The organism is Micromonospora sp. NPDC005161 (assembly GCF_053599855.1).
Genome location: NZ_JBSFYQ010000028.1, coordinates 44,703 through 62,409, shown reverse-complemented (window position 1 = coordinate 62,409; position 17,707 = coordinate 44,703). Strand labels below are relative to the sequence as shown.

Annotated in this window: 16 protein-coding genes; 10 read left to right on the top strand and 6 right to left on the bottom strand. The window is 71.7% G+C overall.

The genetic code is table 11. The features are described from left to right. Window positions 1–5: 5 nt before the first annotated feature. From ACWD5O_RS24520 to ACWD5O_RS24505, 4 genes are all read right to left on the bottom strand, one after another. The gene (locus ACWD5O_RS24520; RefSeq protein ID WP_354963686.1) at window positions 6–812 is read right to left on the bottom strand and encodes a hypothetical protein; all 807 of its coding nucleotides are present in this window, start codon (window positions 810–812) and stop codon (window positions 6–8) included. Window positions 813–1,076: 264 nt separating this feature from the next. Then, on the bottom strand, window positions 1,077–2,483 hold the full coding sequence (locus tag ACWD5O_RS24515) for a TldD/PmbA family protein (protein WP_450086668.1): 1,407 nt from the start codon (window positions 2,481–2,483) through the stop codon (window positions 1,077–1,079). Next, complete coding sequence (locus ACWD5O_RS24510; RefSeq protein ID WP_450086667.1) at window positions 2,480–3,916, bottom strand: TldD/PmbA family protein; 1,437 nt, start codon at window positions 3,914–3,916, stop codon at window positions 2,480–2,482. The genes ACWD5O_RS24515 and ACWD5O_RS24510 overlap by 4 nt, the downstream gene beginning before the upstream one ends. A gap of 33 nt (window positions 3,917–3,949) precedes the next feature. Then, entirely contained in the window at window positions 3,950–4,501 is a 552-nt protein-coding gene (locus ACWD5O_RS24505; RefSeq protein WP_450086666.1) for a Uma2 family endonuclease, read from the bottom strand. Window positions 4,502–4,756: 255 nt separating this feature from the next. On the opposite strand from ACWD5O_RS24505, the gene ACWD5O_RS24500 reads away from it, so the two are divergent. From ACWD5O_RS24500 to ACWD5O_RS24480, 5 genes are all read left to right on the top strand, one after another. Then, window positions 4,757–5,830 (top strand): ABC transporter ATP-binding protein, encoded by a 1,074-nt coding sequence (locus ACWD5O_RS24500; protein ID WP_450086685.1) that lies wholly within the window; start codon window positions 4,757–4,759, stop codon window positions 5,828–5,830. Next, window positions 5,827–6,852: an ABC transporter ATP-binding protein gene (locus ACWD5O_RS24495; RefSeq protein WP_450086665.1), complete on the top strand. Its 1,026-nt coding sequence runs from the start codon at window positions 5,827–5,829 to the stop codon at window positions 6,850–6,852. Before ACWD5O_RS24500 ends, ACWD5O_RS24495 begins: the two co-directional genes overlap by 4 nt. Further along, on the top strand, window positions 6,849–7,856 hold the full coding sequence (locus ACWD5O_RS24490) for an ABC transporter permease (RefSeq protein ID WP_354963691.1): 1,008 nt from the start codon (window positions 6,849–6,851) through the stop codon (window positions 7,854–7,856). The genes ACWD5O_RS24495 and ACWD5O_RS24490 overlap by 4 nt, the downstream gene beginning before the upstream one ends. Window positions 7,857–7,864: 8 nt before the next feature. Beyond that, entirely contained in the window at window positions 7,865–8,851 is a 987-nt protein-coding gene (locus ACWD5O_RS24485) for an ABC transporter permease (RefSeq protein ID WP_450086664.1), read from the top strand. Window positions 8,852–9,006: 155 nt separating this feature from the next. Beyond that, window positions 9,007–10,749: an ABC transporter substrate-binding protein gene (locus tag ACWD5O_RS24480; RefSeq protein ID WP_450086663.1), complete on the top strand. Its 1,743-nt coding sequence runs from the start codon at window positions 9,007–9,009 to the stop codon at window positions 10,747–10,749. Window positions 10,750–10,883: 134 nt separating this feature from the next. Here ACWD5O_RS24480 and ACWD5O_RS24475 read toward each other — a convergent pair whose 3' ends face one another. After that, window positions 10,884–13,028 carry a prolyl oligopeptidase family serine peptidase gene (locus ACWD5O_RS24475; RefSeq protein WP_450086662.1) on the bottom strand — a complete coding sequence of 715 codons (2,145 nt, stop codon included), beginning with the start codon at window positions 13,026–13,028 and terminating at the stop codon, window positions 10,884–10,886. Window positions 13,029–13,114: 86 nt separating this feature from the next. Between ACWD5O_RS24475 and mshB the strand changes: the two genes are divergently transcribed. From mshB to ACWD5O_RS24460, 3 genes are all read left to right on the top strand, one after another. After that, on the top strand, window positions 13,115–14,041 hold the full coding sequence (gene mshB / locus ACWD5O_RS24470; RefSeq protein WP_450086661.1) for an N-acetyl-1-D-myo-inositol-2-amino-2-deoxy-alpha-D-glucopyranoside deacetylase: 927 nt from the start codon (window positions 13,115–13,117) through the stop codon (window positions 14,039–14,041). After that, entirely contained in the window at window positions 14,038–14,493 is a 456-nt protein-coding gene (locus tag ACWD5O_RS24465; RefSeq protein WP_450086660.1) for a hypothetical protein, read from the top strand. The genes mshB and ACWD5O_RS24465 overlap by 4 nt, the downstream gene beginning before the upstream one ends. A gap of 82 nt (window positions 14,494–14,575) precedes the next feature. Continuing rightward, on the top strand, window positions 14,576–15,040 hold the full coding sequence (locus tag ACWD5O_RS24460) for a hypothetical protein (protein ID WP_450086659.1): 465 nt from the start codon (window positions 14,576–14,578) through the stop codon (window positions 15,038–15,040). A gap of 148 nt (window positions 15,041–15,188) precedes the next feature. Here the strand turns inward: ACWD5O_RS24460 and ACWD5O_RS24455 are convergent, their stop codons facing one another. After that, window positions 15,189–16,184 (bottom strand): GNAT family N-acetyltransferase, encoded by a 996-nt coding sequence (locus ACWD5O_RS24455; RefSeq protein ID WP_450086658.1) that lies wholly within the window; start codon window positions 16,182–16,184, stop codon window positions 15,189–15,191. Window positions 16,185–16,263: 79 nt separating this feature from the next. On the opposite strand from ACWD5O_RS24455, the gene fdxA reads away from it, so the two are divergent. Continuing rightward, a complete protein-coding gene (fdxA, locus tag ACWD5O_RS24450; RefSeq protein WP_007464872.1) occupies window positions 16,264–16,590 on the top strand; it encodes a ferredoxin in 327 nt (108 codons plus the stop codon). Continuing rightward, window positions 16,587–17,693, top strand: coding sequence for a succinyldiaminopimelate transaminase (dapC, locus tag ACWD5O_RS24445; protein WP_354964002.1), 1,107 nt, complete (start codon window positions 16,587–16,589; stop codon window positions 17,691–17,693). The genes fdxA and dapC overlap by 4 nt, the downstream gene beginning before the upstream one ends. Window positions 17,694–17,707: the final 14 nt, after the last annotated feature.

The window sequence follows — 17,707 nt, the reverse complement described above, 5'->3', positions numbered from 1 at the left end:
GCCCTTTAGTTGATGAACCGCAGGTCGGGGAACCAGTCCGCGGCGATCGCCATGATGTAGAAGTCCGTCAGCGCGAGCGTGCCGAGGGTGATCCAGGCGAGCTGCATGTGCCGGACGTTCAACGCCGAGATGAAGGTCCAGGCCCGATAGCGCACCGGGTGCTTGGAGAAGTGCTTGAGCCGACCGCCGATGATGTGCCGGCAGGAGTGGCAGGAGATGGTGTACGCCCAGAGCATCACCACGTTGACCAGCAGGACGATGTTGCCCAGACCGAAGCCGAAGCCCTTCGGCGAGTGGAAGGCGAGGATCGCGTCCCAGGTGTTGATCAGCGAGATGATCACGGCGGCGTAGAAGAAGTAGCGGTGCAGGTTCTGACCGAGCAGCGGGAAGCGGGTCTCACCGCCGTACTCCTTGTGACCGTCCGGCACGGCGCAGGCCGGCGGGGACAGCCAGAACGACCGGTAGTACGCCTTGCGGTAGTAGTAGCAGGTGAGCCGGAACAGCAGCAGGAACGGCAGGGTCAGCGCCGCGTCCGGAATGATCCACCAGCCGGGCAGGAACCGGCCGAAGTGCGAGGCGCCCTCCACACACCGCTCGGTCACACACGGGGAGTAGAACGGGGTCAGGTAGTGGAACTCGTCCACCCAGTAGTAGTCGTGCATGAAGACCCGGACCGTCGCGTACGCGATCCAGGCGCTCAGCCCGATCACGGTGATCAGCGGGGCGAACCACCAGCGGTCGGTACGCAACGTCTTCGCCGCGATGGCGGCGCGCGCCCGCGCTCCCCGCGGCCTCGTTGCCGTTGATGTCATTCGAGTCGTCTCCTCGACGGGCCCGTACGGGCGGGCTGATCTTCTCCGGTCGGCACGCGGACCGGCGAACCCGCACCCGCTGCCACGTCATGCGCACACCAACAACCACGCCGGATCGACCGGCGCAGCTAAGTGACACACGTTACGCCGATCTTTGCGAGCCGTCCCCGCAAGGGACCGTCCCGTGTGTCCGACCTGCGGAAAAGCCCTGGTAAGCCGGTCAATGGCGCGGTGTTAAGAACGTCACTGTCCCGCCCCGCCCGCTCAGCCGGAGGCACCCCCGGTGAAGTGCCACGACGCCAGTCGCACCGGTGGCGCCGCCCACCAGGCACCGTCCACCCGGTCCGGTTGGCGTACCGGCCGCGCGCCCAGCCCGAGCACCGCGCCCGGCCCGAGCGCCCGCGGGTACGACTCGGTGAACCGCAGATCGCGGACCGCCCGCACCACCGTGCCGTCCTCGACCAGCCAGACGCCGTTGCGGGTCAACCCGGTGACGACGAGGCTCTTCGGGTCTAGCACCCGCGTGTACCAGAGGTCGGTGACCAGCAGCCCCCGACGTACGCCGGCGACCAGCGCCGCGGTGTCCGAGTCGACGACGGCGCCGGCCGCCGCGCCGGTGGTGCTCCGGCCCACCGGGCTGGCCGGGCCGGCCACCGCGCCGGACAGGCGCAGGTTGCGGGCCATCGGGCCCCAGGTGGCACCGCCCGCGACCGCGTGCCCGGTGGACTCCGCGCCCGCCTCCACGGCGGTGCGCCGGTCGTGTGCCACCGCCCGGGTGGTGCCCGCCTCGACCAGGGTCAGCGCCCGCCGGCCGGTGCCCTCGGCGTCGAACGGCAGCCCCGACGCGCTCAGCGGGTCGTCCACCAGGGTCACCGTCCGGTCGAACTGGTCCGCCCCCGGCTCGGCGAAGGACTGCCGCTCGGCGTACCGCTTGCCGTTGAAGCCGTACCAGGAGAGGTTCTGCAGCAGGTCCGCCACGGCGGCCGGTTCGAACACCACCTCGTAGTGCCCCGGTGGCAGCTCGATCGGGTCGGCCGCGGCCTGGGCCTTGGCAGCGGCACGTCCACCCAGCTCGGCGCCGTCGATGTCGGACAGCCGGTCGGCGCAGTGCCGGGCGACCCCGTCCGCGCCGGCCTGGCGGGCGATGCCGTCCATCGCCGCCTCCACCGAGCGGCCGTGCGCGGTGTGCCCCGCCGAGTTGGCGTACGCCGACGAACGGTGCCCGGTGCGGCAGTAGCCCGCCGTGCTGAGACTCCCGGCGGCGGCCACGAACGCGCGGACCCGGTCGGCCCGCTGATCCGGCTCGGCGTGCGCGGTGGCCTCGTCCACGGGCGGGGCGAGCGGCGCGGGCGTGGGCGGGGCCAGCCCCGGCCAGCCCGGGTCGGGCGGGCAGAGCCGTGCCGCGGCCAGGGTGCGCTCGACCAGCGCGCGCAACCCGTCGGCGGTGACTACGCTGCCGCTGCCGGCGGCGGTCCGCCCGTCCACGTGCACCCGCAGCCGGATCCCGACGGTCGACTCGGCGACGTTCTGGTGGATGGCCGAGTTGGCGAACCGGGTCAGCGCCAGATCGGCGCGGGTCACCACCGCCTCGGCCTGCGCGGCCGGGCCGCCGAGACGCCGGACCAGCTCGATGACCTGCCCGGCAAGCTCCAGCTCCGTCGGCCCACTCATGCCGACACCCCCACTCGGACGTTGCGGAAGCGCGCCGGCGCGGCCGGATGGCCGGTGTGCCCGGTCTGGCCGGGCTGGCCCTTGCCGCAGTTGGGCGTCCCCCAGGGCACCGTCTCGCCGGAGAGCATGTCCATCGAGCGCCAGAAGAGCGGGCCGATCCCGGTGTAGGTGGGGTTGCGCAGCATCCGCCCGCGCCGACCCTTCTTGATCTCCCAGCCGACCTCGCAGCCGAACTGGAAGTTGAGGCGCTTGTCGTCGATCGACCAGGATCGGTTGAGGTCCATCAGCACCCCGTCGTCGGTGGCCGCGATGATCTCGTCCAGCGTGTGCGGGCCCGGTTCCAGGCCCACGTTGGTCATCCGCACCATCGGCAGCCGGGCCCACCCGTCGGCGCGTACGCTGCCGCCGTAGTCCAGGCTGGCCATGGCCGCCGAGTCCCGGCCGGCGAGCACACCCACCCACCGCCCGTCGCGGACCGCGTCCCGCTTGACCGCAGGGGAGCCCTCGTCGTCGAAGCCGAAGCTGCCCAGCGCGCCCGGGATGGTCGGGTCGATGGTGATGTTCATCAGTTCGGAGCCGTAGCGCAGCGAGCCGAGCTGGGCCAGGTCCAGCCAGGACGTGCCGGCGAACGCGGCCTCCCAACCGAGGATCCGGTCCAGCTCGATGGCGTGCCCGACCGACTCGTGGATCTGCAGGGCCAACTGCTCGCCGCCGAGGATCAGATCCGTCTCGCCGGCGGGGCACGGCGGTGCGGTGAGCAGCGCCCGGGACTCCTCGGCGATCTGCGCGGCGTGGGCGGCCAGGTCGAGCGACTCGACCAGCTCCCAACCGGTGGTGCCGTACTGCCCCCGGTAGCTGGGCCAGGAGCGACGCTGCGTCTCGCCGTCACCGATCGAGGTGGCCGAGATGCCGCCGCCGCACTCGCGGATCCGCTGGTCGATCCGGTGGCCCTCGCTGGAGACGAACCACTTGGCGGTGTCCCAGATCTGGTACAGCCCCTCGGCCAGGTCGGCGCCGTGCTCGGCCATCGTGCGGGTCGCGCCGACCAGCAGGTCGCCCTTGTCCGACAGGGGCACCCCGAGCGGATCGATCTGGCAGCCCGAGGACCAGCTCGCGGTGACCGCCTCGACCGGCACCAGGTCGACCGGCGGGCCGGGCACCCGCGCGCTCGCCGTGGCGATCCGAGCCGCACGCCGGCCGGCGTCGCGGGCGGCGGCGTCCGAGAGATCGGGTACGGCATGGAAGCCCCAGCTCGCCCCGACCAGCGCGCGGACGCCGATCCCGATGCTCTCGTCCTGGGTCAGCTCCTCCACGTCGCCGTTGCGCGCGGTCATCGACTCGTAGCGGCGGTGCATCACCCGGGCGTCGGCGTATCGGGCGCCCGCGTCGAGGGCGGCCTGAACGGCGGCGGTGGCCGCGTCGAACTCGGTCATGCGACCGACCCTAGGCCAGCCGACCGACGCCCGTCAGGGGAGCAGATCCTCCGGCCGGATGGTGGCCCGCACGGGCTCCGTCAGCTCCAACACCTCGCCGGCCTTGGTCGTCGACCGCTGCACGTAGTGGGAGTTCTGCCGTTGAGAGAGGTGCATCGTCAGGGTCTCCTGCTCGACGAGCAGGTACCACTCGATCCCGGCGGCGGCGTAGACGTGCGGCTTCAGCACCCGGTCGATGATCGCGGTGTGTGGCGCGGCGATCTCTCCGACCAGGAGGACGGCGCTGGCCGGCACACAGGCTGCGGTGAAGTCGAGCTCCGCCGTAACCACCAGGTCGGGATTGAGGATCCGCGTCGCGCCCAGCTTCAGGTTGATGACCGATAGCAGGGTGCGATCTGGGGCGGCACACCCGGATTTCAAGGCTGTTGCCAGGGCACCGACGATCACCTGGTGGATGACGGTCGGCGGTGGTCCGATGAGCAGTCCGCCGTCGAGGAGTTCGATTCGGCAGGCCGTCTCACCGAGGGCGAGGTAGTCCGGTTCGGTCCAGGGCAGCGGGTGGTCGGCAATTCCCGTGGGTAGCACCTGCCAAGTGCAGCTGAGGTGGCGTCACCGAGGTCGCACCTGAGGTGCGAGCACGGCATGAATGGCCATGGATGGCGAGGTGAGGGGTGTTCAGGCCGATGCCGACTCGTTACGCTCGGGCCCGCTGACAGGTGCCGACTTTGTAGCTTATTTTCACCCTCGGGACTTTCCTGTAAGTTCTCTTCGTCACTGAGGGAGGCGGCCGTGGACAGCTCGGATCCGGCGCCGTCCGGGGAACCGGACGATCGTCCCACCGTGCCGGTGCAGCGCTCCGACCAGGACGCCTACCTGCGGGTGACCGACCTGCGGGTCCGGTTCGACACCGAGGACGGCGTGGTGCGCGCGGTCGACGGGGTGTCGTTCGCCGTCGAACGGGGTCGCACCCTCGGCATCGTCGGCGAGTCCGGCTCCGGCAAGAGCGTCACCTCGCTGGCCATCCTCGGCCTGCACGACCCCAAGCGGACGACCATCACCGGCGAGATCTCGGTCGGCGGCCGGCAGGTGGTGGGCCTCGGAGACGAGGAGGTACGCCGGCTGCGCGGCCGCGACATGGCGATGATCTTCCAGGACCCGCTCTCCGCGCTGCACCCGTACTACACCGTGGGCCGGCAGATCGCCGAGGCGTACCGGGTGCACCACCCGAAGGCCAGCCGGCGAGAGGCCCGCCAGCGGGCGGTGGACATGCTGGACCGGGTCGGCATCCCACAGCCGGCGCGTCGCTTCGACCAGTACCCGCACGAGTTCTCCGGCGGTATGCGCCAGCGGGCGATGATCGCCATGGCGCTGGTCAACGACCCGGCCCTGCTGATCGCCGACGAGCCGACCACCGCGCTGGACGTCACCGTGCAGGCGCAGATCCTGGACCTGCTCGCCGACCTCCAGGCCGAGTTCCACTCCGCGATCATCCTGATCACCCACGACCTCGGCGTGGTCGGCCAGGTCGCCGACGAGGTGCTGGTGATGTACGGCGGTCGCGCCGTGGAGCGCGGCAGCGTCGAGCAGGTGCTCCGCTCGCCGCAGCACCCGTACACCTGGGGGTTGCTCTCCAGCGTGCCGTCGCTGCACGGCGACGCGGACGCGGACCTGCTGCCGATCCAGGGCAACCCGCCCAGCCTCATCAACCTGCCGCCCGGCTGTGCCTTCCACCCGCGCTGCCGGTACGCGGACCGCCCCGGGGACCGGGCCCGCACCGAGGTGCCCGAGCTGCGCCCCGCGGGCGCGACCGGCTCAGCCGGCGCTGACGGCCACCTGGTCGCCTGCCACCTGACCGCCGAGGAGCGCACCACGCTCTACGCCGAGGACGTCGCATCCGTGGGGGTGGCCCGATGAACGATCAGCCGCTGCTGCGGGTACGCGGCCTGACCAAGCACTTCCCGGTACGCCAGGGGCTGCGCGCCACCGGTCTGGTGCAGGCGGTGGACGGGCTCGACTTCGACGTGCGCCCGGGCGAGACGCTCGGCCTGGTGGGGGAGTCCGGCTGCGGCAAGACCACCACCGGTCGAATGCTGGTGCGGTTGCTGGAGCCGACCGCCGGCAGCATCGAGTTCGATGGGCGGGACATCACGCACGCCGGCCGGCGCGAGCTGCGCCCGCTGCGCCAGGACCTTCAGATCATCTTCCAGGACCCGTACGCCTCCCTGAACCCCCGGCACACGGTGGGCCGGATCGTGGCGATGCCCCTGCAGGTCAACGGGATCAAGCCGCCGGGCGGGATCAAGGCCCGGGTGCAGGAGCTGCTGGAGCTGGTCGGGTTGAACCCGGAGCACTACAACCGGTACCCGCACGAGTTCTCCGGTGGCCAGCGACAGCGCATCGGCATCGCCCGGGCGCTGGCCCTGCGGCCCAAGCTGATCGTCGCCGACGAGCCGGTCTCGGCGCTGGACGTCTCGATCCAGGCGCAGGTGGTCAACCTGCTGCGGGACCTGCAACGGGACCTGGGCCTGGCGTTCGTGTTCATCGCCCACGACCTGGCCGTGGTCCGGCACTTCTGTCAGCGGGTCGCGGTGATGTACCTGGGGCGGATCGTGGAGATCGGCGACCGGGCGGACATCTACGAGCGTCCGCAGCACCCGTACACCCGGGCGCTACTCTCGGCGATCCCGGACGTCACCCGGCTCGGCCCGGGGGGCCGGATCCGGTTGACCGGCGACGTGCCCACCCCGCTCGACCCGCCGTCGGGCTGCCGGTTCCGCACCCGCTGCTGGAAGGCGCAGGACATCTGCGCCACCGAGGAGCCGGCGCTGGTGCCGCGCGACGGCGGCGACCAGGCCACCGCTTGTCACTTCCCGGAATCGGGAGGGGCCCCCGCAGGGGAGGCCGCCGACGCGATCGTCGAGGAGGTGTCGCCGTGAGCCTGTCCCCGGTGGAGGGTGTGGCGCTGGCCGAGATCGAGTCCGGCACGGGCGCGGGCGGTCCGGAGGTCAAGGGTGTGGTCGGCCGCTCGCCCGGCCAGCTCGCCTGGCTCCGGCTGCGCCGCGACCGTACGGCCATCGTCAGCGGCGCGCTGCTGATCTTCTTCGTTCTGCTGGCGCTCGCCGCCCCGCTGGTCGAGATGGTCTACGGGGTCGGCCCCCGTGACCAGTTCCAGAAGCTGTTGGACAACTTCGGCATGCCGTTGGGCTACGCCGGCGGTGTCACCGGGGACCACTGGTTCGGTCTGGAGCCGGGGCTGGGCCGGGACATCTTCATCCGGTTGATCTATGGGCTGCGGACCTCGCTCTTCATCGCGTTCGCCGCGGCCCTGATCACCGCGACGATCGGCATCGTGCTCGGCGCCCTCGCCGGCTACCTGGGCGGCTGGCTCGACGCGGTCATCAACTGGATCACCGACCTGACCCTGGCCATGCCGTTCCTGATCATCGCGCTGGCGCTCACCCCCACCCTGACGCTGCGCTTCTACGGCGAGCGGGGGCAGGTGTCGGCGGCCTTCGGGGTGGGCGTGCTGATCGCCGTATTCGCCATCTTCGGCTGGACCAGTACGGCCCGACTGGTGCGTGGGCAGGTGATCGCGCTGCGCGAGCGGGAGTTCGTGGAGGCGGCCAAGGCCAGCGGCGCCGGGCTCGGGCACATGCTCTTCCGGCAGTTGCTGCCGAACATCTGGGCGCCGATCCTGGTCTCGTTCTCGCTGGCGGTGCCGCAGTTCATCACCAGCGAGGCCGCGCTCTCGTTCATCGGCGTCGGCCTCAGCGACGAGACCCCGAGCTTCGGCCGGATGATCTACGACAGTCTGGACTTCCTCCAGACCGACCCGGCGTACGTGTTCTTCCCGGGCATCACGATCTTCGCGCTGGTGTTCGCCTTCAACCTTTTCGGCGACGCGTTGCGTGACGCGCTCGACCCGAAGTCGTCCCGGTAGGGGTTTCCATGGCGCGATTTCTGATCAAGCGGCTCTTCTCCGCCACGCTGACCCTCTTCGCGGTCAGCGTGCTGACCTTCCTGATGTTCTTCGCCCTGCCACGCGACCCGGTCACCGGCATGTGCCCGAAGAACTGCAACCCGGAGCGGCTGGAGCGGGTCCGGACCGAGTTGGGCCTCAACGACCCGCTGATCAGCCAGTACGCCGGCTACATGAAGGGCATCGTGGCCGGACGGGACCTGGGCAGCGCCCAGGGCGGCCGGTGTGACGCGCCCTGCCTGGGCTGGTCGTACGTCACCAACGAGGCGGTCTCGGACACCATCGCCCGGGTGCTGCCGGTGACGCTGAGCATCGTGATCCCGGCGGCCATCCTCTGGCTGCTGCTCGGGGTTGGTCTGGGCATGGTCTCCGCGCTGCGCCGGGGCACCTGGCTGGACCGGCTGGCGATCGGCTTCTCCCTGACCGGCGCCTCGTTGCAGCTCTACTTCGTGGGCGCGGTGCTGCTGCTGGTGTTCGTCTACAACCTGCGGTTGCTGCCGGTGCCCAGCTACACCTCGATCTTCGACAGTCCGGCGAAGTGGGCCAGTGGGCTGGTGCTGGCCTGGGTCGCGCTGGCCTTCCTGTTCTCGGCCATCTACGCCCGGCTGTCCCGGGCGCAGATGCTGGAGACGTTGTCGGAGGACTTCGTCCGCACCGCGCGGGCCAAGGGCCTGGCGAAACCCAAGGTGTACGGGCGGCACGCGCTGCGCGCGGCGATCACCCCGGTGGTGACGATCGCCGGCCTGGACGTCGGTGGCGCGCTCGGTGGCACCGTCATCACCGAGACGACCTTCGGCATCCAGGGGCTGGGGCGTACCGCGGTGGATGCGGTGCGCTCGGGCGACCTGCCCACCATCATGGCCACCGTGCTGATCGCGGCCGTCTTCGTGGTGCTGGCGAACGTGCTGGTGGATCTGCTCTACGCGGCCATCGACCCGCGGGTCCGGCTGCGCTGAACCCGGCCGTTGATCTGGGTGTCCACCACCCGGATGGCGGCGAAATTTATCGACAACTGTTACACAATTCGTAGGTTTTCTTCTTTACGATCCTCGAGACGTCGGCGGTTCTCGCCCCGACGGACCGCACGGCACATTGATGAAGGAGGTACTTCATGCGACCACGCGTGGCGGCCGCCGTAGGCGGCGCGATCGCTCTGGTTGTGGCATTGGGTGCGTGCTCGGAGAACACGGGCGAGGGCACCACGGTGGACACCGAGCGGAAGCAGACCGGGGTCATCGCGACCGACCCCAAGGACTCCCAGGGCCCGGCGGCCGAGGTGAGCGGCGCCCAGAAGGGCGGCACGTTCACCATCATCCGCGAGACGCCGATCTCCCACCTGGACCCGCAGCGGACGTACTCGTTCGCCGGTCTGATGGCGAACCCGCTCTTCGCTCGCTACCTGACCACCTGGAAGGACGACGGCAAGGGCGGCCTCGTTCTCGTCGGTGACCTGGCCGAGACGCCGGGCACCAATGTCAACAAGGACTGCAAGGTCTGGGAATTCAAGATCAAGGACGGGGTGAAGTTCGAGGACGGCCGCCCGATCACCTCCAAGGAGATCGCGTACGGCATCGCCCGCTCCTTCGACCCGGACCTCTCCGGTGGCCCGACCTACATTCAGGAGTGGCTGGCCGACACCGCCCAGTTCGACACCAAGTGGGACTTCAAGAAGAACAAGACGTCGCTGCCGCCCGGGCTGACCACGCCGGACGAGAAGACGCTGCGCTTCGAGTTCGCCAAGCCCCGCTGTGACCTGCCGTTCGCGGTCTCGCTGCCGACCACCGCGCCGCTGCCTCCGGACAAGGACACCGGCGTCAACCTGGACCAGAAGCCGTTCTCCTCCGGTCCCTACAAGATCGCCAAGAACCAGACCGGCGTACAGCTCACCCTGGACCGCAATCCCAACTGGGACCCGGCCACCGACGCGGTGCGCCACCAGTACCCGGACCAGTTCGTGTGGAGCTTCGGCCCGACCGCGGACGCCGCCAACAACCGGGTGATCGCCGACAACGGGGCCGACCAGAGCGCGCTGGCCTGGAACTACGTGCCGGCCTCGCTGGTCGCCAAGGTGGCCGGGGACGCGGCGCTGAAGTCCCGCACCATCCTCTCCCCGACGCCGAGCACCAACCAGCTCCTGATCAACAACCAGCGGGTCACCGACCTGAAGGTCCGCCAGGCGCTCAACTACGCCATCGACCGGGAGGGCCTGATCAAGGCGATGGGCGGGCAGACCATCGCCGCGCCGCTGACCACGCTGATGCCGCCAGCCACGATCGGCTTCAAGGCGTACGACGCGTACCCGGCCGGTGCGAACGGCAACGTCGACAAGGCCAAGGAGCTGCTCGGCGGAAAGACGCCGGAGCTGGTCCTCGGCGTCGCCGACAACTCGACGGAGCAGCAGCAGGGCGCCCAGCTCAAGGCCAACCTGGAGCGGGCCGGCTTCAAGATCACGCTTCGCAACATCCCGGACGACGCGAAGCTCGACGAGGTCAAGAAGAAGAACAACCCCTGGGACCTGTACATCGGCAACTGGGCGGCGGACTGGCCGAGCGGCGCGTCGATCCTGCCGGTGCTCTACGACGGCCGCACCATCAAGGCCGAGGGCAACAGCAACAGCGCGTACTTCAACGACCTGGCGGTCAACACCGAGATCGACCGGATCCTCGCGCTCGAGCCGGGCGCTCAGGGGCCTGAGTGGGCCAAGCTCGATGAGCGGATCATGAAGGAGCAGGCCCCGGTGGTGCCGCTCTTCGTCGACGTGGCCTACGCGGTGCACGGGTCCAAGGCGGGTGGCGTCTTCATCTCCAGCGTCTTCGGCTACCCGTCGTTTGTCGACGCGCACGTCAAGCCGTAAGTCACATCGCAGGCAGGCAGGGTCCCCTCCCGACAGCGTCGTCGGAAGGGGGCCCTTGCCGTTCACACCGAACAGGTGCCCCAACGACGATCACCCAGCTCGCTATCGCCCTCGGGGTTTCTGAACACGACAGTTCACAGCAGGTGGGTACGGAGGAAATCGAGTTCCAGAGGGAGCAGGCGCTCCGCGGTGCCGTTCGCGGCCATGTGGGTGGCGCCGGTCAGCGGCAGCACGGCGTGCGGCCGGCCGGTGTTCAGCAGGGCCGCGGAGAGCCGGAGCGTGTGCGCGGCCACCACGTTGTCGTCGGCCAGGCCGTGCACCAGCAGCAACGGCCGGGCCTGGTCTGGACCGGTGACCGGCTCGGCGGCCAGCTCGACCAGCGAGTGGTGCGCGTAGATGTCCGCCCCGTCCTCCGGCATCCCGAGGTAGCGCTCGGTGTACGCGGTGTCGTACAACGCCCAGTCGGTCACCGGAGCGCCGGCGATCCCGCACCGGAACAGCTCCGGGTGGCGTAGCACCGCCAGCCCGGCCAGCCAGCCCCCGAACGACCAGCCGCGCACCCCCACCCGGCCCAGGTCCAGGTCGGGGTGCTTGCCGGCGAGCGCGGTCAGCGCGTCGATCTGGTCGGTCAGGATCACGTCGGCCACCCGCCGGTGGATCGCCTTCTCGAACGACGGGGCCACTCCCGGCGTACCCCGGTTGTCGATGGTGACCACCGCGAACCCGGCGTCGGCCCACCACTGCCGTTCCAGCCAGGCGGCCCGGGCGGCCACGACCTCCTGGTGCCCCGGACCGCCGTAGACGTCCAGCAGCACGGGCAACCGCCGGCCCGTCACGTGGTTGTCCGGGTAGAGCACCGCCGCCGGCAGCCGCCGGTCGGTCACCCGTTCCAGCAGCGGCAGTGGCGAATACGGAGGGGTGGCGGCCAGCGACCGCAGCTCGGCCAACTCCTGGTCGCCGCGGCGGACCGTCCACCGCACCCCGGCGTGGTCCAGCGAGGCGACCCCGACGACCAGCACGTCCCCGCCGACGGCGGCGGTGTGCCAGCCGGAGTCGGTGGTGAGCCGGCGGGCGTCCACCCCGCCGCCGATGGTGGTGCGGACCCGGAACAGGTGCCGCTCGCTCGGCTCGCCATCACTCGCCTCGACCAGCAGGTCGGCCGGGCCGGTGCCGGCGGGGAGCCGGCCCACCACCCGCCGCACGTACAGCGACGGCGGGGTGAGCAGGGTGCCGTCGGCGAACAGGCACCGCGCGTCGTACCCGTCGTGGGCCAGCTCGCCACCGACCAGCACCCGGCCGTCCGGCAGGTGCGCCGGTGTGCCGGCGATCGGCTCGACCCAGCGCGGATCGGCCAGTTCGGCGTGCACCTGCGTCTCACCGGTCCGGGGGTCCACCGCGAGCACCAGGCCGTGCTGCTGCGAGCGGCGCAGCACGGTGATCAGCGGGCTGCCCTCGGCCCAGCTGACCCCGGTCAGGTACGGGTAGGTCTCCCGGTCCCAGTGCACGTCGACCCAGCCGTCGTCCAGGTCCAGCAGGTGCAGGCTGACCTCCGCGTTCGGCCCACCGGCCCGGGGGTACGCGACGGCGGTCGGCGGGCTCGCCGGATCGGCCGGGTCGTGCAGGTGCCAGCGGTCCAGCCGGGACTCGTCGACCCGGGCCGCGAGCACCGAGCCGCCGTCCGGCGCCCACCAGTAGCCCCGGAACCGCCCGAACTCCTCGGCCGCGATGTGCTCGGCCAGCCCCCAGCTCACACCGGCGTCCTCGCCGGCCAGCAGGGTGTCGGTGCCGTCGGCGTCGATCACCCGGAGCTCGCCCCGGCGGATGCCCTCGGCCGCGTCGGTCACGTACGCCAGCCGCTGCCCGGTCGGGTCCGGCCGTGGGTCCAGCACCGGGCCGACGGTGGCCACCTCCACCACGTCGCCGTGCACCAGGTCGGCCCGGAACAGCCGGCCGGCGAGCGCGAACACCGCCACCCGGCCGGCGGCGTCCAGGGCGTACGAGCCGATGCCGGCGGCGCTGAGCCGCAGCCGCTCGCGTAGCGCGCGCTCACCGGGGGAGAGCGCCCCGGCGTTGCCGTCGGCGCCCAGCAGGGTGGCCGGGTCGGCGACCAGCCGCTCCTCGGCGGTGGCCACATCGAGCAGCCAGAGCGCGTCCGCCGGATCCTCCGGGCCGCCGGAGCGCAGGAAGATCACCCGGGAGCCGTCCTCGGCCACGGAGACAGCACGCGGCGCGCCGTGGCTGAACCGGCGGGTGCGGGCGGCCAGCTCCGGAAAGTCCACAGGCCAAATCGTAGAGCCGCGCCGGGCGTGATGTGGCCGACCTGGGCGGACGCGTCTACGGCCGCGGGCCGGAACCGCCGGTTAGAGTGATCGTCGTGACGATGCTGCCCGACCGCCGCCTGCTGCTGGTCCACGCGCACCCCGACGACGAGTCGATCGGCACCGGCTCGACGATGGCCCACTACGCCGCCAACGGCGCCCACGTCACGCTGGTGACCTGCACCCTCGGCGAGGAGGGCGAGATCCACGTGCCGGAGCTGGCCCAGCTCGCCGCCGCTGGGGCCGACCAGCTCGGCGGGTACCGGATCGGGGAGCTGGCCGCCGCGTGCGCCGAGCTCGGCGTCACCGACCACCGCTTCCTCGGCGGCGCCGGCCGTTACCGCGACTCGGGGATGATGGGGCTCGCGACCAACGAGCACCCCCGCGCCTTCTGGCAGGCCGGCCTGGACGAGGCCGCCGGGCACCTGGTGGAGGTCATGCGGGAGGTCCGCCCGCAGGTGCTGATCACGTACGACCCGAACGGCTTCTACGGCCACCCCGACCACATCCAGGCGCACCGGGTGGCGATGCGCGCCGTCGAGCTGGCCGCCGCCGAGGGCTGCGCCCCCGCCAAGGTCTACTGGACGGCCATGCCGCGCAGCGTGCTGGAGGCCGGAATGACGCACTTCGCCGAATCCTCGGACAACCCGTTCGCCGGCATCCAGGACATCGCCGACCTGCCGTTCGGCACCCCAGACGACCAGATCGCCGCCCGGATCGACGCGACGGAGCAGCACACCGTGAAGGAGGCCGCGATGCGGGCGCACGCCACGCAGATCCCGGCCACCTCCTGGCTCTACTCGATCGCCGGCAACTTCGGCGGCGAGTTCATGGGCGTGGAGTTCTTCACGCTCGCGGTCGGCGAGAAGGGCCCCGGCGCCGGCCGGTACGGCTGGGAGGAAGACCTCTTCGCCGGGCTGTCCGAGGAGGGCGCCCCGGACCGGCTCCCGGTCGTCGCGGCCGGTCTCCGATGACCCTGCCCGTCGCCCCGATGTCGGTCGTGCAAGGCCAGGACGCCCCGCCCCCGGCGGGGCCGCCCCCGCGCCTGCTGGACCTGGGCCTGCGGTTGGCCGGCGCGATCGTCGTGGTGGTGGCCGGGGTGCTGACCGGGGTGCTGGAGCTGTTGTTCTCCACGGTCCGGGTCGGGGGGCAGCTGATCGGCGTGTCGGCGCTGCTCGCCGTCGGGGCCAACATCGTGCTGAGCTGGTTCGCGTACGAGGTGGTCGGCCGCCGGTGGGCGGTGGCGCTGCCCGCGGTGCCGTGGTTCGTGCTGATGGCGGTGGCCGCCGTCCGGACCAGCGAGGGCGACCTGCTGCTGGCTGGCGACAACTGGGTCGGCCTGGCCATGATCGTCGCCGGGGCGATGACCTTCGCGGTGATGGGGTTCCGGCAGATCCTCGCCACTCCGCCCGCACTGGGCGGCTGATGACGCCACCCAGGTACGGGTGGTAGATATCTCTGCCAGAGATGCGTGCCCCTCGACGGGGCGTACGGCAGGAGGTCGTGCGGTGGACGGACGGTGGCGTGACGTCGGAGTGCTCTCGGGAGCGCTGTTCGCGGTCAACGTGGTGGCCCGGCTGATCATCCGGTTCGGCTTCGACGGTGACGACACCGCCGCCGACCGGGTGTCGCTGGCGATGTTCGCGGTGATCGGGCTGATCCTGGCCGTGGTCGCCTTCCGGTGGGCTCGCCGCCGGCCGCTGGCCGACTGGGCGGCCGACATGGCCCTCGTGGTGCTGGCGGCGCTGGCGCTGACCGTGCTGGTCGGGCCCCTGCTGATCGCTCACAACCCGTTCGCTGGCGGTGCGGCGACGTTCTTCGCCCAGATCTGGCTCTACCTGCTGGCCGCCGGCGCCGGAGTGGTGGTCGGCTACCTGGTCCTCACCGCGCTCGGGCGGGACTACCGCTCCCAGCAGCTCAAGCGGTATGCCGAGGTCAAGGCCGCCAAGCCGCGCCGGGTCGTCCGCCGCTGACCCGTCCGGGCAGGCGGTCCGGGGTGGGTGCTCTTCGTCCGGCGGCGGCGGTGATCGACTCGACTTCGCGGAAGTCGGGGGGTCCGGCCGAAGCGGACGGCCCGACTTCCGGGAACCCGAGTTGATCACGTCCGGGGTGGGTGCCGGCTCAGTGCGGAGCGACCCGGGTCAGGTAGGTGTGGTGGGTCGTGAAACCGAGCCGCCGATAGAGCGCCACCGCGGCGGTGTTGTGCTGCTCCACCTGGAGGAAGGCGTGCGTGGCCCCGGCCGAGCCGCCCCAGTCGGCCAGCGCCGCGATCACCGTCCGCGCCAGCCCCTGACGGCGCGCCTCCGGCAGCACCTCGATCAGGCTCAACCCGAGCCAGCGGCCCTGCCCGGTCACCGTGCCCCGGCCGATCGCCACCAGCGTGCCGTCCGCGTACACGTGGGCGAAGCGGACCTGGTCCACGGCGGTGAGCACGTGCCGGGCGGCGTCCGGTAGGCCACCCTTGCGCCCGGCGGCGATCGCCAGCCACGCCGTGGACGGCGCGGCCATCAGCTCGACGTCGGCTCCGGCGGCTGCCCCGGCGACCGGCTCGACGCCGGCTCTGACGACCGCTGATCCGGCCCCGGGGTCGACCAGGGGGAGCGGCGCGGTCTGCACCAGCGTGGGCGGGCGGCTGCCCCAGCCGCGGGTGTCCAGCTCGGCACCGACCGGCGCGGCGAGCGGCAGCGGGGTGTTGATCAGCGCCGGTCGGCCCTGCTCGGCGTACCAGCGCTCGACCGCGTCCACCGCCGCCGGCAGCGGCCGGTCCGGGTCGCCGATCGGCAGCGCGGAGTTGGCCCGTCCGGTCCAGCCGTCGGCGGCCCGGAGCAGCCAGTCGCCGAGCCGCCCCCGCGTCGGTGCCGGCCAGGCCTCGTCGGCGGCCCGTTCGAGGGCCACTACCGCGGCGGCGGTCGGTCGGCGGGTCGGCGGCACCCGCTTGGCCCGGTGCACCTGCGCCACCGGGACCCGCAGCTGACCCTGCGCGGTGGCCAGCGTGAGATGAGTCTCGCTCAGCTCCACCAGCTCGCCGAGGGCGTCCGAGAAGAGCGGCCGGCCTTCGCGAATCCCCACAATCCGGCGGACCACGATCCGGTGTCCCACATCCTGCTGTCGGAGCACGATCGACCCCCTCCCCGGCGAGATACTAGGCTCTAACCGTCGCGGGAGATCGCGGCGTGTCTTGCGGAGGAGAAGACCGGTGACCTACATCATCGCCGAGCCGTGCGTGGATGTGCTCGACAAGGCATGTATCGAGGAGTGCCCGGTCGACTGCATTTACGAGGGCAACCGGATGCTCTACATCCACCCCGACGAGTGCGTCGACTGTGGTGCCTGTGAGCCCGTCTGCCCGGTGGAGGCGATCTTCTACGAGGACGACGTCCCCGAGCAGTGGAAGGACTACACCGGCGCCAACTACGAGTTCTTCGAGGACCTGGGCTCGCCCGGGGGCGCCTCGAAGATCGGCAAGGTGGAGAAGGACGCCACGTTCGTCGCCGCGCAGCCGCCGCGCGGCGAGGGCCACTGAACAGCCCCGCGCCGGTCTCGTCGCGGCTGCCCGAGTACACCTGGGATACCCTGGCCGCCGCGGCCACCCTGGCCGCGGCGCACCCAGAGGGCCTGATCAACCTCTCCATGGGCACGCCGGTCGACCCGGTGCCCGAGGTGATCCGGCGGGCGCTGGCCGACGCGTCCGACGCTCCCGGCTACCCGTTGACCGCCGGCACCCCGGCGCTGCGGGACGCGATCGCGGCGTGGGTCGCCCGGGCCTGTGGCGCCGGGGTCGATGGTCTCGGCGTGCTGCCGACCATCGGCTCCAAGGAGCTGGTCGCCTGGCTGCCCACCCTGCTCGGCATCGGTCCCGGTGACGTGGTGGTGGTGCCGTCGATCGCGTACCCGACGTACGAGGCCGGGGTCCGGCTGGCCGGGGCCACCGTGGTCCGCGCCGACTCGCTCACCGCGGTCGGGCCGACCTCCCGGGTCCGGCTGGTCTGGGTCAACTCGCCCGGTAACCCGACCGGTCGGGTGCTGCCCGCGGCGCACCTGCGCAAGGTGGTCGACTGGGCCCGGGAACGCGGCGCGGTGGTGGCCAGCGACGAGTGCTACCTGCCGCTCGGCTGGTCGGCCGAACCGGTCTCGGTGCTGTCTCCGCAGGTCTGCGGCGGCAGCTACGCCGGGGTGCTCGCCGTGCACTCGCTCTCCAAGCGGTCCAATCTCGCCGGCTACCGGGCCGGATTCGTGGCCGGCGACCCGGCGCTCGTCGCCGAGCTGCTGAAGGTCCGCAAGCACGCCGGCATGATCGTGCCCGCTCCCGTGCAGGCGGCCATGGTGGCCGCTCTGCAGGACCAGCGGCACGCCGACGAGCAGCGGGAGCGCTACCGCGCCCGACGTGAGGTGCTGACCGCCGCGTTCACCGGCGCCGGCTTCACGGTCGAGCACTCGGAGGCCGGCCTCTACCTCTGGCTCACCCGTGGTGAGGACTGCTGGCAGACGGTCGACTGGCTGGCCCGGCGCGGCATCCTGGTCGCGGCCGGCGTCTTCTACGGCCCCACCGCCGGGCAGCACGTCCGGGTGGCGCTGACCGAGTCCGACGAGCACGTCGCCGCGGTCGCCGGCCGGCTGCGGGCCTGACCCCGGGTCCCGGT

Bases quoted from the DNA above. Each gene is read 5' to 3' on its own strand.
- ACWD5O_RS24520 (WP_354963686.1), bottom strand. From the start codon at position 812: ATGACATCAACGGCAACGAGGCCGCGGGGAGCGCGGGCGCGCGCCGCC.
- ACWD5O_RS24515 (WP_450086668.1), bottom strand. From the start codon at position 2,483: ATGAGTGGGCCGACGGAGCTGGAGCTTGCCGGGCAGGTCATCGAGCTG.
- ACWD5O_RS24510 (WP_450086667.1), bottom strand. From the start codon at position 3,916: ATGACCGAGTTCGACGCGGCCACCGCCGCCGTTCAGGCCGCCCTCGAC.
- ACWD5O_RS24495 (WP_450086665.1), top strand. From the start codon at position 5,827: ATGAACGATCAGCCGCTGCTGCGGGTACGCGGCCTGACCAAGCACTTC.
- ACWD5O_RS24485 (WP_450086664.1), top strand. From the start codon at position 7,865: ATGGCGCGATTTCTGATCAAGCGGCTCTTCTCCGCCACGCTGACCCTC.
- ACWD5O_RS24480 (WP_450086663.1), top strand. From the start codon at position 9,007: ATGCGACCACGCGTGGCGGCCGCCGTAGGCGGCGCGATCGCTCTGGTT.
- ACWD5O_RS24465 (WP_450086660.1), top strand. From the start codon at position 14,038: ATGACCCTGCCCGTCGCCCCGATGTCGGTCGTGCAAGGCCAGGACGCC.